This window comes from Paraburkholderia sp. GAS348, from assembly GCF_050434205.1.
Lineage (GTDB): Bacteria > Pseudomonadota > Gammaproteobacteria > Burkholderiales > Burkholderiaceae > Paraburkholderia.
In genome coordinates this window covers 398,411-412,653 of sequence record NZ_JBNPVT010000005.1, presented here as the reverse complement: position 1 = coordinate 412,653, position 14,243 = coordinate 398,411, and the positions used below count along the sequence as shown (strand labels likewise).

Genomic DNA, 14,243 nt, shown 5'->3' with positions numbered 1-14,243 from the left:
GCATCTCGCCATGCGTTTTGAAGGCTCATCGCAGTACGTCGCCACCGACGACCTCAAACTCGCGGTCAATGCCGCGATGACGCTGAAGCGCCCGTTGTTGATCAAGGGCGAACCCGGCACCGGCAAAACCATGCTGGCCGAAGAGGTCGCCGCCGCGCTCGGCATGCCGCTGCTGCAGTGGCATATCAAGTCCACCACCAAGGCCCAGCAAGGCCTGTACGAGTACGACGCGGTGTCACGCCTGCGCGATTCGCAACTCGGCGACGAGCGCGTCAAGGACATCCGCAACTACATCGTCAAGGGCGTGTTGTGGCAGGCGTTCGAGTCGGACGAGCAAACGGTGCTCCTGATCGACGAGATCGACAAGGCCGACATCGAATTTCCGAACGACCTGCTGCGCGAACTCGACCGCATGGAGTTCTACGTGTACGAGACCCACGAGCTGATCCGCGCCAAAAAGCGCCCGCTCGTGATCATCACGTCGAACAACGAGAAGGAACTGCCCGACGCGTTTCTGCGCCGCTGCTTTTTCCACTACATCAAGTTCCCCGACCCGGTGACGATGCAGCAGATCGTCGAGGTGCATTACCCCGGCATCAAGAAGGAACTGCTCGCCGCGGCCATGCAGAGCTTTTTCGAGTTGCGTAACGTCGCCGGCCTGAAGAAGAAACCGTCCACCTCGGAACTGCTCGACTGGCTGAAGCTGCTGCTCGCCGAGGACATTCCGCCCGAAGCGCTGCGCTCGTCCGACCAGAAGCAGATCATCCCGCCGCTGCACGGCGCGCTCCTGAAGAACGAACAGGACGTGAGCCTGTTCGAGCGGCTGATCTTCATGAACCGCAATAATCGTTGATGAACCGTTGATTGACCGCGACTACCCGTTGATAAGCGCGGCGCACCGCCCACCCGCCGCCGAGGACACAGCATGCTGATCGACTTCTTCTACTCGCTGCGCGCCGCCAAACTGCCGGTGTCGGTGAAGGAATACCTGACGCTGCTCGAAGCGCTGAAAGCCAATGTGATCGCGCCGTCGCTCGACGAGTTCTACTATCTCGCGCGCATCACGCTGGTCAAGGACGAGCAGTATTTCGACAAGTTCGACCAGGCGTTCGGCGCGTATTTCAACGGCGTCGCGAAGGCCTCGGAGCTCGCCTTCGACGTCCCGCTCGACTGGCTGAAGAACAAGCTGCAACGCGATCTGTCGCCCGAAGAAAAAGCGCAGATCGAAGCGATGGGCGGCCTCGACAAGCTGATGGAGCGCCTGAAGGAACTGTTCGACGAACAGAAAGAGCGCCACGAAGGCGGCAACAAATGGATCGGCACGGGCGGCACCTCGCCGTTCGGCAACGGCGGCTATAACCCTGAGGGCGTGCGCATTGGTGGCGACGCGGCGGGCAATCGCACGGCGGTGAAGGTGTGGGAAGCGCGCGCCTACCGCGATTACGACGACCAGGTCGAAATCGGCACGCGCAACATCAAGATCGCACTGCGCCGCCTGCGCCGTTTTGCCCGCGAAGGCGCCGCCGAAGAGCTCGATCTGCCCGACACGATCCGCAGCACCGCGGCAAACGCCGGCTGGCTCGACCTGAAGATGGTGCCGGAGCGGCACAACAAGGTGAAAGTGCTGATGCTGCTCGACGTGGGCGGCTCGATGGACGATCACATCAAACGCACCGAAGAGCTCTTTTCCGCCACCAAGGCCGAATTCAAGCATCTCGAGTTCTATTACTTCCACAACTGTGTATACGACTTCCTGTGGAAGAACAATCGCCGCCGTCACGCCGAGCGCATGCCGACGTGGGACCTGCTGCACAAGTTCACGCCCGACTACAAGCTGATCTTCGTCGGCGATGCGACCATGAGCCCGTACGAAGTGCTGCAGCCGGGCGGCTCGGTCGAATACAACAACGCTGAAGCCGGCGCCGTTTGGCTGCGCCGCCTAGCCGATCATTTCCCGCATTACGCGTGGCTCAATCCGGAACCGGAAGGTTTGTGGGCGTACCGGCAGTCGGTCAGCGCGATCCGGGAAGTGCTCGGCCACCGCATGTATCCGCTCACCCTCGCCGGACTCGAAACGGCGATGCGCATGTTGAGCAAATGAGCACCCCGCGTTTTCGCTCCAACTATAAGAAAGCTGCCGCATGAATCCGTCTTCATCGCCCGATTTGTCCCCTGCCGACGTACGCCCCGGACCGCTCAGACCGTTTGCCGATACGTCGTTGTCCGCTGTCGTCGCCGGCTTCGTCGCGATGATGACGGGCTATACCAGTTCGCTCGTGCTGATGTTCCAGGCAGGCCAGGCCGCGCATCTCACCGATGCGCAGATTTCGTCGTGGATCTGGGCGCTGTCGATCGGCATGGCCCTCTGCACGATCGGCCTCTCGCTTCGCTTTCGCGCGCCGATCGTGATTGCATGGTCGACGCCCGGCGCGGCGCTGCTGGTGTCGTCGCTGCCGCATGTGACCTACCCTGAGGCGATCGGCGCGTTCATCGTCTGCGCGGCGCTGCTGACGGTGGTCGGCCTGACCGGCTGGTTCGACACGCTGATGAAGAAAATCCCGGCAGGCATCGCCTCCGCGTTGCTGGCGGGCATTCTGTTCGAGATCGGCATCGAGATTTTCCGCGCGGCGCAGTTCCAGACCGCGCTCGTGCTGACGATGTTCTTCACCTATCTGATCGTCAAACGCCTCGCCCCCCGCTACGCGATCGTGACGACGCTGATCGTCGGCACGGCCGCCGCCGGTGCGCTAGGGCTGCTCGATTTCAGCCGCTTTCACGTTGCGCTCGCCCACCCGGTGTTCACGATGCCGGCGTTTTCGGCCGCGGCGAGCATCAGCATCGGCATTCCGCTATTCGTGGTCGCGATGGCGTCGCAGAACGTGCCGGGGATCGCCGTGCTGCGCGCGGACGGCTACACCACGCCTTCCGCGCCGCTGATTTCGACAACCGGCATCGCCTCGCTACTGCTCGCGCCATTCGGCTCGCACGGCATTAATCTTGCGGCCATTACGGCGGCGATCTGTACCGGCCCTGAGGCGCACGAAAACCGCGACAAGCGTTACACCGCAGCGGTCTGGTGCGGCATTTTCTACCTGATCGCCGGGATTTTCGGCGCAACCATCGCCGCGCTGTTCGCCGCCTTGCCAAAGGCGCTGGTGGTTTCCGTCGCGGCGCTGGCGCTGTTCGGCTCAATCATGAGCGGTCTCGCCAACGCGATGCAGGACACGAAGCAGCGCGAGGCGGCGCTGGTGACGTTCATGGTGACGGCCTCGGGCCTCACCCTGCTATCGATCGGCTCGGCGTTCTGGGGGCTGGTGGCGGGCGTGCTGACGCAGCTGGTGCTGAACGCCCGGCGCGCCTGAATCCGCCATAGAATAGAAGCATCCGGCAGCGTTTCCCGGCGACATGGCGGGAAACGCTGCAGCGTGACCCGCGGCCGCCGGAAGTGGTTTGTCTTTTCTGTCCGGTGGCGACCTCATTTCTCCTGAACCACGGCGCACGCGCGCCATGAAGGCTCGAACATGACAACCGCACTCGATCAACTCAAGCAGTACACCACCGTCGTGGCCGATACCGGCGACTTCCAGCAGCTTGCCCAGTACAAGCCGCAGGACGCGACCACCAATCCCTCGCTGATTCTGAAGGCCGTCCAGAAAGACGACTACAAGCCGCTGCTCGAAAAGACCGTGAAAGCCCACGCGTCGAAGCCGGTCGGCGCGATCATCGACCACTTGCTGATCGCCTTCGGCAGCGAAATTCTCAAGATCATCCCGGGCCGTGTGTCGACCGAAGTGGATGCGCGCCTGTCGTTCGACACCGAAGCGTCGATCGCCAAGGGCCGCGAACTGATTGCCCTGTACAAAGACCACGGCATCGGCCGCGAACGCGTGCTGATCAAACTGGCCTCCACGTGGGAAGGCGTCCGCGCGGCCGAAGTGCTGCAAAAGGAAGGCATCCACTGCAACATGACGCTGCTGTTCTCGCTCGCGCAGGCCGCCGCCTGTGCCGAAGCGGGTGCGCAACTGATCTCGCCGTTCGTCGGCCGCATCTACGACTGGTACAAGAAGAACGCCGGCAGCGCGTGGGATGAAGCGAAAGACGGCGGCGCCAACGATCCGGGCGTCAAATCGGTGCGCCGCATTTACGCGTACTACAAGAAGTTCGGCTACAAGACCGAGGTGATGGGCGCGAGCTTCCGCACCACGGGCCAGATTCTGGAACTGGCCGGCTGCGATCTGCTGACCATCAGCCCGGATCTGCTGCAAAAGCTGCAGGAGAGCACCGACAAGGTCGAGCGCAAGCTGTCTCCTGACCTCGCCTCGGGTACGGACATCGAACGCGTGCCGGTCGACGAATCGTCGTTCCGTTTCCTCGTCAACGACGAAGCCATGGCAACCGAAAAGCTCGCTGAAGGCATCCGCGCGTTCGCGGCGGACGCCGTCAAGCTGGAAAAGCTGATCGAGGCGCTGCGTTAAGCTTCGCTTTCGCCGCTTAAGTACGCGGTCGCGCAGTTAGTCGTGCGTCTGGTCGTGCATCTGGTCGAATACGCGGCCCTGAGCCTCCCGGTTCGAGGCCGCGTGCCGTTTACAGCCGCGCGTCCGCTACGCCGCCGCGCCGCCGCTTCTTACGAAATAAAGTCACAATTGCTGCCCCAACGGACGACTACAATCGTCTGCACGCCCGCTCCCTCGCTACCCTTCGCCGAAGGAAAGCGGCGTCGCTGACCCATATCCCGGGAGACGATCATGTACGTTCAGCCTTATGTATTTTTCAACGGCCGCTGTGAAGAAGCGCTCAAGTATTACGGCGAGAAGCTCGGCGCCGAAGTCACGTTCCAGATGCGCTACAAGGACGCGCCGCCCGACGCGCAAGCCCAGCTGCGCCCCGGCACGGAAGACAAGATCATGCACGCGGCTATCAAGCTCGGCTCGACGGTGTGGATGGCGTCCGACGGCCACTGCGACCCCGACGCCGCCCCGATGAACGGTTTCAGCCTGTCGCTCACGGCCGACGACGCCGCATCGGCCGAAAAGTATTTCAATGCGCTCGCCGATGGCGGACAGGTCATGATGCCGTTCCAGGCCACCTTCTGGAGTAAAGGCTTCGGCATGGTGGTGGACCGCTTCGGTCTCGGCTGGATGGTGACGGTGCCGGAAGAGTAAGCCCATTGTGCGTGGCCGATCGGGCTGCCGCAGTCGCGGCAGCCGGTCGAGAATGAGCGCGCCGTCCTGACCGTTGCGCGCTAAGCCTTCAGCAAAGTCCGCGAATGCCGCTCGATGTTCCAGTTCGGCTCGGTCTCCAGCAGCAAAGTGCGCAATCGCTCTATCTGTTCAGCAAGCCGCTGCCCGAGCCAATACGGCCCTTGCAAGTCGGGCGGCAATTCAAGCGCCGCGTCGCGACGCGCCTGTGCAAGCGGCAACGCGGCCGGAATGCCGAAGTGTGGCGCGCGGCCAAAGCGCAGGCCGCGCGCCATCGCCAGCAGAATACCGCGCACGGCGTGCACCTCGATGCCGCACCCCTCTGCATACGCAGCGCGCGCCGCGGCATCGGCGCGCATCAGCGGGCCGGTCGCCAGCAATTCCAGCGAACTGAGCACCGAGCGATGCAGCCGCTGAATCTCTTCGAGCCTGGCCTGCGGCACATCGATCTCCTTCGCCACCGAAGGCATCAGCGAGCGCAACTGAACCAGCCGCTTGTTGATCGCGAGGAAGCGTTTGACCTGATCCTCCTCGCTAGTCGTCTCGCCTACCAGCAAACGCGTGTAAATCTGCGCACAGGCCCGCAAGTTGTCGGCGATCCCGTAGCGCCACGAATAGGTCGCATGCAGCGGCAACGCAAACGAAAACGCCAGCGCGATCACGATGCCGATCAGCACGTTCAGCGTACGCCAGAGGCCGACGTCGATCAGATTGTCACCATGACCCGCGACGATGCACATCGTGATCGCCGTCAAGAGACCGATATACCCCGACGAACCGATCGCGAACCATGCGCAGACCGCCGCGACGATCGACATCAGCACATAGGTGAGCGGCAGCGAGCCGGTCAGGTTCTGCAACAGGATCAGCGCAAGACCGATCGCCGCGCCGAGCAGTGTCCCGGCCGCCCGGTCGGCAGCCTTCTTGCGGATATTGCCGTGATGCTGCAAGCCGCCGATCACCACCAGCAGGGTCACCGACGACCAGATGCCGTGAGGAATGTTGATACCGGTGGTCGCGAGAATCGATACCAGCATGGCGACGCCGACGCGCAGGCTATGCAGCATCTTCGCGTGGCGATAGCGGTAGTACGGCGACGTGATCGTGCGCACCATGCGGCTAATGGCTGAGCGGGGGGCGATTACGCGGGGGGAATCGGCAGAAGCCATGGCTCGCGCGACGGGCGCTTTGAAGGACGGTTCCGCTATCGTGCCCTGGAGTGCCCCGGAAAGACAAACGCCCGCAAACTTTTGTCTGCGGGCGTTGCTTTTCCGGCGAGATGGAACGGCTAACTTAGCCTTCGACCACGTCCAGATAATCTTCCGGACGGGTACGGTCCTCGGCGCGCTGCATGCCGAACACGCGCACTAGCAGGCTCACTACCACCGCCACCACCAGGTTGACGATCAGCGACCACACCGCCGCGTAGCCCGGAATCGCCATGCCAAACAGGTGGATCGTGAAGATCGAGCCCGCCAGCTTCAGCGAAATCGCCATCCACGTGCCGGTTGCGATGCCGACCGCCCAGCCGATCAGGAGGCCACGGTAGTCGAGCACGCGCGTGTAGAGACCCAGCACGATGGCCGGCAGCGTCTGGATGATCCAGATGCCGCCCAGCAGTTGCAGCTGAATCGCGTACGTAAGCGGCAAACCGAGAATGAACGCGACCGCGCCGACCTTGACGATCAGCGACACCAGCTTCGCGACGTTGGTCTCCTGCTCATGCGACATGTTGCGGTTCACGAACTCCTTGTGGATGTTGCGCGTGTACAGGTTCGCTGCCGCAATCGACATGATCGCCGCCGGCACCAGCGCGCCGATACCGATCGCCGCGAACGCCACGCCGACGAACCACGACGGGAAGAAGTGCAGGAACAGCGCCGGCACCGCGAAGTTCGGGCCGAACGCCTTGAAATACGGCGCGAATTCCGGCATGTCCTTCACGCCCGAAGCCAAAGCCATGAAGCCCAGCAGCGCGAGCAGACCGAGCACCAGCGAGTAAGCCGGCAGCATCGCCATGTTGCGGCGGATCGTGTTACCCGACTTCGACGACAGCACCGCGGTGATCGAGTGCGGATACAGGAACAGCGCGAGCGCCGAGCCCACCGCAAGCGTCGCGTACGCGCTGTAGCCGTTCAGGCTCGACACGTCCGGTGCCTTCAGCAGGAGCTTGGCCGGCGGCACCACGCTGAAGATATGGCCAAAGCCGCCCAGTTGCGGCGGAATCACGATGACCGCGGCAAAGATCACGACATAGATCAGCACGTCCTTGACGACCGCGATCATGGCCGGCGCGCGCAGGCCCGACGTGTACGTGTACGCCGCCAGGATCGCGAACGCGATGATCAGTGGCAGATCGCCGACGAAGCCCTTGGTGTCGAAACCCAACGCGCCGATCACCACTTCGATACCGACCAGTTGCAGCGCGATGTACGGCATGGTCGCGACAATCCCGGTCACGGCGATCGCCAGCGCCAGCATGCGGCTGCCATAGCGAGCCGAGACGAAGTCGGCCGATGTCACGTAGCCTTGACGTTTGGCGATGCTCCACAGTTTCGGGAACACGACGAACGCGAACGGATAGATCAGGATCGTGTACGGCAGCGCGAAGAAACCGGTTGCGCCCGCACCGAACACCAGCGCCGGCACGGCGATGAAGGTGTAGGCGGTGTACAGGTCGCCGCCCAGCAGAAACCATGTGACGATGGTGCCGAAGCGCCGGCCGCCGAGGCCCCACTCTTCCAGATGGGCGAGGTCGCCCTTGCGCCAGTGGGCCGCGATAAAACCGAGAATGGTGACGCCGATAAAAAACAGGACGAAGACGAAAGTTGCGGTGGCGTTCATTATCGTGCGCCCCCTTGCGAGCTGCCCGGGTTGCCCGATGAGCGGGTCTTGGTCTTGAAGTACACGAGCGCCGTGATGATCGCGCTGATCAGCACCCAGAGGAGCTGATACCAGTAGAAGAACGGAAAATCGAACAGCTGCGGTTCGACTTTGTTATATGACGGCACCCAGATCATTGCGATCCAGGGCAACAGCAGCAACCACAACCAACGTTTGCTGGCCTTGTTCGCGTCGGCGTCGTGAGCCATGACGTCTCCTCTTCCCTATTATTGAAATGTTGGCCCGTGTTTTGACGGGTGGTGGATCCCACAGCGGGTTGCCGCCCTGCGGATAGCCAGGGGCGCCCCGAAAGCTTCGAAAGAGTATAGGAGCGGCGAACGTGCGGTCAAGCCGGGGCGACCCGAGGCGGGACAGTGGTTTGAGGCTAGTGGGACGGGGCGTTGACGCGGGCGGGACACTGCTTCAACGCACGGCGCGAGCCCCGTGCAGCAGCGGGCCCGGGACCGGGTGACCGATGCAGGGCTCGCGCGCGAGCCCTTGAGCGCGACGCGGAGGCTGTGCGATGCGCGATGGGTTGTGACGTTGAGGACCGTCGCGTGGGCGCAACGAAGGCCGGGCTTCGCCAGCCCGACCGCTTCACTCATCAGATCGAGAAAGAGCCGCTGTTCTGCCCGGTCGATTCCTGCAGACCCTTGATCCACTTGCGCGCCGGCAAGCCGAGTTCCGCTTCGATCAGCTTCGCGCGTGCCTGCAGCGCCGTGAACGGCACGCTGAGCGCCGGGCCCGAGAACGCGATGGCGATGCGGTTGCCGTCATGCACTTCCGGCAATGCGACGACGCGGCCGTCGAACGCTTCGTTCAGACGCTTCATGTTGCGCACGAAGCTCGGATGATCGCCGAACAGGTTGATCGTCACCACGCCCGCCTCGGTCAGACATGCACGCACCGCACGATAAAAGCCGACGCTGTCGAGCACCGGGCCGCGCGCGGTTGCATCGTAGACGTCGATTTGCAACGTGCCGATCGTGCCGTGGTTGGCGCGGTCGTTGACGAAGTCCCATGCGTCCATTTCGTGCACGGTCAGACGTGCGTCGTCGTGCGGCAGTTCGAACATCGTGCGCGCGGCCACGACCACGGCCGGGTTCAGTTCGACCGCTTCGACCTTGGCGCGCTTCAGGAAGCGGTGTGCGAACTTGGTCAGTGCAGCCGCACCCAGACCGAGCTGGACGATCCGCTTGGGTGTTTCGATGAACAGCAACCAGGCCATCATCTGCTGCGCGTATTCGAGTTCGATGTGATCCGGCTTGCGCAGACGCATCGCGCCTTGCACCCATTCCGTGCCGAAGTGCAGGAAGCGCACGCCGCCCTCTTCCGAGAACGTGACCGGCGCGAAACGCGGCTTGCGCGGCGCTTCGATTTGCGGCGCGTCGTGCAGACCGTCGTCGTGCAGCGCGCGCTTTTTGTTGCGCACTGCTTTTTGTTTGTTCGGCGTGTGGTCGGCAGCGTCAGCGTCTTTGTTGCGGAATGCACGGGCTTCAGCCGAGGCGCGCTTGATCAGTTTCGTCATGTAAGGATGTCGCGCCAGAGACGCAATTTTTGGTCGAACGAGAGCATAGCATTCGCCGGACTCGACGAAGGCAATACGAGGGTGGCGTAGCCGGCTTCGCCGATCACCGGCGCAAAGCGGCCCGCCGTCTTGCCGTTGAAGCAGACTTTGGCAAGCTCCGGCGCATGGGCACGCAGCGAAGCGAAATCGTTGGGGCTGGCGTTGCGGATCGCGGCGTCAAGACTGCCTTCGCGCTCGCAGGCGGCGAGCACGTCCCACACGCCGATGCCGTGCGATAGCAAACGCCTTAGCCGTTCTTCATAGGCGAGTTCGGGAAGCGGTTCGTCGAGCACGGTGCCGAGCAAACGCCAGAACTGATTGCGCGGATGCGCGTAATACTGCGTCACCGCAAGCGACGCCTCGCCGGGAAAACTGCCGAGAATCAGCGTATGCGTATCCGCCGCGACAACGGGGGGAAAGCCACGCAGCATCAGCGCTTCGCCTGATTGTCTGATGCCGGTGTGTGCCCGGATTCTCGCGCACCCGGTTCGGAAAGGTGTTCTTGCTCCGCACGCGACGCGCCGTGGGCGCGCGACGCCGTATGCTCGAGCGGCCGGCCGTGCTCGCGCATATGAGTACGCTGCGGCGCGTGCGCGGGCGCCGGGTGCGCAGACGTTGTGCTCGCCGCATTGACTAGATTCGCCAGGTGCGCAAGCTGCGCCCACAGCGCCGGCAACATGCATTCGGTCACCATCAGCGGCGCGCCGTGGCGCTCGAACACCGAGCGGCGCGCGACCAGCGCGTGCGGCGGCGTTTCACCGATCTCACGCGCGGCTAACGGGTACAGGGGATGACGTGCCGTCAGTCGCCGGCTTACCAGCGACGAACGCGCGACGCTGCTATCGCTGTAGAGCAACTCGGCGAGCGGCCGTGTGCGCAGTCGGCGTATGGCCTGCCATACGCCGACGCTCGCCGCGAGCGGCGCAATACTATGCGCCGCGACAAACGGCACGCCGTCCACCGACAACACCACTTCCCGAACCCACACCGGCGCGCGCGGCACGAGCCCGAGCGCAGCGTGCTCGTCGGCCCATGGCAGCGCGACGGCTTCGCGCGTCACGCGCACCGCGACTTCGCCGAGCGCGCGCAAATGCGCGGTCAGCGATCCACCGCGGGTCAACCAGTCTTTCTGGGCGGCGCTAAAGCAGGGTAAGGGCGCGACACGCCAGTGGGCGTCGGCGGCATCGAAACGGATAGGCATGGTGTCGGATTATAACGGCGACGCCGTCAGAGGATTGCCAGCCCCACACCCGTCTTCCCTTCAGGCAGTTCCATTGACAGCCATTCGGACGCTGACCTGCTTTTTAACCAGATGTCGATTTCAGATAGTTCTGATTCTCCCTGCCCGCTGACGCGCGATACAACCTCCGGGCATTGCAAAGTCGGCGGTTCGCCCGCAATCGAAGGGCGTGCCATGTGATTGGATTCTGAAAGAGAAAATGAAAACATGAGAACATTTCTGGGCGTCACCGCGTGCGCAATGTCTGTCCTGCTGATGGCGGGGTGCGCGGCGCCGCTGAGCCGCGATAAAGAAACATCGTTGAACAAGGCCGTCGGCATCGAAGTGACGCCGGTTGCCAACGGTGTCTCGGTCAAGCTGCCCGAAGCCGCGCTGTTCGAGTTCGGCAAATCCGAAGTGCGCGGCGATGCGGCGGCAGTCATCAATCGTTCAGCCGTTCTGCTCAAGCGCAGCAAGAAGCCGGTGTTGGTCGAGGGCTACACCGACAATGTCGGCACGCTCGACTATAACCAGCAGCTTTCCGAAGCGCGCGCCACGGCGGTAGGTTATGCGCTCGTGGCGCGCGGCGTGGCGCTGGACCGGATCCGGACAAAGGGCTACGCGTACAACAACCCCGTCGCCAGCAACGACACAGCAGAAGGGCGCGCGCTAAACCGGCGCACCGAGATCGTGGTGCGCGGCGAAACGATGGATACGCTGATGGGACAAAAGTAGGCGCACCGCCTGACGCCAGGTTCGTAAAAGCGCCCACGGTCATGAGCTGACCCCGCAAAGTTGGACACCCGTCCAACAACTTGGATGCAGTTCAGTCATGCGGGCGTTTTTTACGTGTGTGCTCTTATAGATGCGGTTTTCCGGTTTCCGCGCGATTCACGCCATTCGCGCCATGCGCGCGAACGACTATCGCGCGCCTGGCATCGCCCGCAATCGGGCCGCCACGCGTTCGACCACCGGCTCCCACCCCCCCGGCTGCGGCTGCCTGAACAGTTCGACCGTGTCGTACCAGGGCTGCGCTTCCTCATTGCCCCAACACCAGTGTGAGACGTGATCGAGCATGGCCAGCACGGGACGCCCCAATGCGCCGCCCAGATGCAAAGGCGCGCTATCGATGGTCACCACTGCGTCGAGCGCGGCCACGTGCGCGGCCACGTCATCGAAACCGGCCTGGTAGTGCGCAGTCAGATCGCAAACGCAATATCCCTGCGCGCTCAAAGCCGCCACGTCGGCGTGACGGCCCGGCGTCAGCGGATGGAACACCACCTTGGGTAACGCGAGCACCGGAGCCAGCGCTGCAAGCGGAATCGACCGTTTCGCGTCGCGACGATGCGTCGGGCTGCCCGACCAAACGAGGCCGACATGCAATCGCGCCGGCTCCCCACTGTATGCACAGATCCGCTCGCGCCATGCGGCCGCTCGGCTTGCATCGGCAAACAGATAGGCGGCGCCGCGCACCTGCTCAGGCTGCAAACCAAGCATCGACGGCACGCTCATCATTGGCAGTCCAAAGTTCGGCTTGCCGAGGGGCCCGTCCTCGATGGACACGCAATCCGCGTAAAAGCGCACGAGCAGCGGCTGTAGCGCCCGGCGTACCGCGAGCACCAGCCGGCCGCCCTCGTCACGTACGCGCGCTGCCAACTCGGGTACAAAGCGCACCATCTGGATATCGTCGCCGTTGCCCTGTTCGCTGTGCACGATCAGGGTCTTGCCGGCCAGCGGTTCGCCCTGCCAGCGCGGACACAGCCGCTCCATCACCGTCACGACGTTGTTCGGCTCGCGGTCGTCGCGCGTCAGACGCGCCGCGAAGTGCGGCCATGCGTTCGGCCAGTCACCGCGCCGCAACTTCAGATCGGCCAGATCGACGGCCGCCTGCGGCACGGACGGGTCGAGCGCGAGGGCCGCATGCAGCGCCGCTTCGCTGTCCGCAAACCGCGCCTGCTCGGCAAGATACATACCGATCGCGGCCAGCACGTGGGCATTGCCGGGTGCGGCGGCGTCGACAGCGCGCATGGTCGCCTCTGCCGCAGTTGGGTCGTTGCACTGCCATTGCGCATGGCTCAGTTGCCACGCGATTTCGGCATCGGCGGGATGGCGCACCAGCACCTCGCGACACACGCGTTCAACGGTGAGCCAATCGCGGAGCTCCCGGAAAGCCAGCACGAGCTGCAGCGGCAACGCAGGGTGGATTGCCGGGTCGAGCGCATAGGCCCGCAACAGCGCCGCGCGACGCTCGGCTCGCGCGCCCGCATCCGGCAACGCCGCAAGCGCAATCGCCAACCACCAGGGCGCTCGGGCGTCTTGCGGCGCGTGCTGCTCATACGCGCGCAACATGTGCGCCGCCGCCGAAGGCGCGCTGCAGTGGTCGATCAGCCAGACGATCCATTCGACCGTCGCAGCCGACGGCTGCATGTTTACCGCCAATTCGCTGTTGCGCTGCGCAGCGTCGGCACGGCCCAGTGCGTCGGCGAACAGCGCCACGCGGGCATGACGCGTACCGCTTTCTGCCGCCTGCGCTTGCGAGGCACTGTGGTATGCCGCTTCAAAACGCCCTGCGCTCGCGCACAGGTCGGCGTGCAATTGCGGCGTGACACCCTCTGCAATGAGTTCGAGGGCTCGTCGCTCGGCGGCGTCGAAACCTTGCTCGCACAAGATCGACCACAGCAGATACACGGGATCGGCGGATTTCACCAGGATGGAATCGGACATAAGAATACAGAGAGGTTGTCGCACGCAGACGCGCGCAATCGCAGAAATAAGACTCGGTGCATAAATGGCTTAGAGATTGCAAATAATCCTTTAAGCATCCGAATTTCGATCGCACGAGCATAAGACAATTGCGCGATTTCGCATCCCACAAATCAATCTCGATTTAGTTTTATTGAACAGATTTGATTAGTTAACCATAATTGTTTTCCGGTCGACTTCTAGCGGGTCACGAAATCGTCCGGATCGACAACCAACACAAAGGAGCAAAGGCTTGAATACTACGAACACAAAAGAAACTTCTGACCGCATTGCCCATCTGGCGGCGGTTGTCCTACGGCGTCCGAGCGCCTTGTATCTGGAGAAGGAACTCGCCGGTTCGGCGCTCGCGCAGCATCACACGTCGAAGCAGACCAGCGCGGTGATCGGCAGTCTCGCGGCGAAAGTGCTGGCCGATCACCTCACCTGCCTGGAGGCAAAGGAACTCGCAGGGTCCGTGCTATCGCAAGTGCGGCATTTGCACGGTCAAGCGCCCGCGCGCTAAGGCCTCGCCATTGCCCACCTAAGCACCGTCGCAAAACCTCCTCCGGGCAGTCAGGCGACAAGGTACTGGGCAAAAAAATGCGCTGCCGAAGCAGCGCATTTTTCAACCACA

Annotated in this window: 15 protein-coding genes; 7 read left to right on the top strand and 8 right to left on the bottom strand. The window is 63.2% G+C overall.

Annotation, left to right across the window (positions count from 1 at the left end):
• Positions 1–10 precede the first annotated feature (10 nt).
• From P3T22_RS12235 to P3T22_RS12215, 5 genes are all read left to right on the top strand, one after another.
• A complete protein-coding gene (locus P3T22_RS12235; protein WP_063495172.1) occupies positions 11–853 on the top strand; it encodes an AAA family ATPase in 843 nt (280 codons plus the stop codon).
• A gap of 72 nt (positions 854–925) precedes the next feature.
• Positions 926–2,101 carry a vWA domain-containing protein gene (locus tag P3T22_RS12230; RefSeq protein ID WP_063495171.1) on the top strand — a complete coding sequence of 392 codons (1,176 nt, stop codon included), beginning with the start codon at positions 926–928 and terminating at the stop codon, positions 2,099–2,101.
• A 40-nt stretch (positions 2,102–2,141) separates the two neighbouring features.
• A complete protein-coding gene (locus P3T22_RS12225; RefSeq protein ID WP_429325082.1) occupies positions 2,142–3,362 on the top strand; it encodes a benzoate/H(+) symporter BenE family transporter in 1,221 nt (406 codons plus the stop codon).
• Positions 3,363–3,521: 159 nt separating this feature from the next.
• Complete coding sequence (gene tal / locus P3T22_RS12220) at positions 3,522–4,475, top strand: transaldolase (protein ID WP_063495169.1); 954 nt, start codon at positions 3,522–3,524, stop codon at positions 4,473–4,475.
• Positions 4,476–4,745: 270 nt separating this feature from the next.
• Entirely contained in the window at positions 4,746–5,162 is a 417-nt protein-coding gene (locus tag P3T22_RS12215) for a VOC family protein (protein WP_063495168.1), read from the top strand.
• An 80-nt stretch (positions 5,163–5,242) separates the two neighbouring features.
• Here the strand turns inward: P3T22_RS12215 and P3T22_RS12210 are convergent, their stop codons facing one another.
• The 7 genes from P3T22_RS12210 to P3T22_RS12180 all read right to left on the bottom strand — a co-directional run bounded on the left by P3T22_RS12210 (position 5,243) and on the right by P3T22_RS12180 (position 11,097).
• Positions 5,243–6,367 carry an FUSC family protein gene (locus tag P3T22_RS12210; protein WP_429325081.1) on the bottom strand — a complete coding sequence of 375 codons (1,125 nt, stop codon included), beginning with the start codon at positions 6,365–6,367 and terminating at the stop codon, positions 5,243–5,245.
• A gap of 124 nt (positions 6,368–6,491) precedes the next feature.
• A complete protein-coding gene (gene mctP / locus P3T22_RS12205) occupies positions 6,492–8,042 on the bottom strand; it encodes a monocarboxylate uptake permease MctP (RefSeq protein ID WP_063495166.1) in 1,551 nt (516 codons plus the stop codon).
• Positions 8,042–8,290 carry a DUF3311 domain-containing protein gene (locus tag P3T22_RS12200; RefSeq protein ID WP_063495165.1) on the bottom strand — a complete coding sequence of 83 codons (249 nt, stop codon included), beginning with the start codon at positions 8,288–8,290 and terminating at the stop codon, positions 8,042–8,044. The genes mctP and P3T22_RS12200 overlap by 1 nt, the downstream gene beginning before the upstream one ends.
• A 395-nt stretch (positions 8,291–8,685) precedes the next feature.
• Positions 8,686–9,609: a spermidine synthase gene (locus P3T22_RS12195; RefSeq protein ID WP_429325080.1), complete on the bottom strand. Its 924-nt coding sequence runs from the start codon at positions 9,607–9,609 to the stop codon at positions 8,686–8,688.
• Positions 9,606–10,079 carry a DNA-deoxyinosine glycosylase gene (locus P3T22_RS12190; RefSeq protein ID WP_063495163.1) on the bottom strand — a complete coding sequence of 158 codons (474 nt, stop codon included), beginning with the start codon at positions 10,077–10,079 and terminating at the stop codon, positions 9,606–9,608. The genes P3T22_RS12195 and P3T22_RS12190 overlap by 4 nt, the downstream gene beginning before the upstream one ends.
• On the bottom strand, positions 10,079–10,849 hold the full coding sequence (locus P3T22_RS12185; RefSeq protein WP_082854938.1) for a chorismate--pyruvate lyase family protein: 771 nt from the start codon (positions 10,847–10,849) through the stop codon (positions 10,079–10,081). Before P3T22_RS12185 ends, P3T22_RS12190 begins: the two co-directional genes overlap by 1 nt.
• Positions 10,850–10,875: 26 nt before the next feature.
• The gene (locus tag P3T22_RS12180) at positions 10,876–11,097 is read right to left on the bottom strand and encodes a hypothetical protein (protein ID WP_148662100.1); all 222 of its coding nucleotides are present in this window, start codon (positions 11,095–11,097) and stop codon (positions 10,876–10,878) included.
• On the opposite strand from P3T22_RS12180, the gene P3T22_RS12175 reads away from it, so the two are divergent.
• A complete protein-coding gene (locus P3T22_RS12175; protein ID WP_429325079.1) occupies positions 11,096–11,602 on the top strand; it encodes an OmpA family protein in 507 nt (168 codons plus the stop codon). The two genes, P3T22_RS12180 and P3T22_RS12175, sit on opposite strands and share 2 nt — an antisense overlap.
• A gap of 186 nt (positions 11,603–11,788) precedes the next feature.
• Here the strand turns inward: P3T22_RS12175 and P3T22_RS12170 are convergent, their stop codons facing one another.
• A complete protein-coding gene (locus P3T22_RS12170; protein WP_429325078.1) occupies positions 11,789–13,591 on the bottom strand; it encodes a hypothetical protein in 1,803 nt (600 codons plus the stop codon).
• Positions 13,592–13,862: 271 nt separating this feature from the next.
• On the opposite strand from P3T22_RS12170, the gene P3T22_RS12165 reads away from it, so the two are divergent.
• Positions 13,863–14,132, top strand: coding sequence for a hypothetical protein (locus P3T22_RS12165; RefSeq protein WP_063495160.1), 270 nt, complete (start codon positions 13,863–13,865; stop codon positions 14,130–14,132).
• The last annotated feature ends 111 nt before the right edge of the window (positions 14,133–14,243 follow it).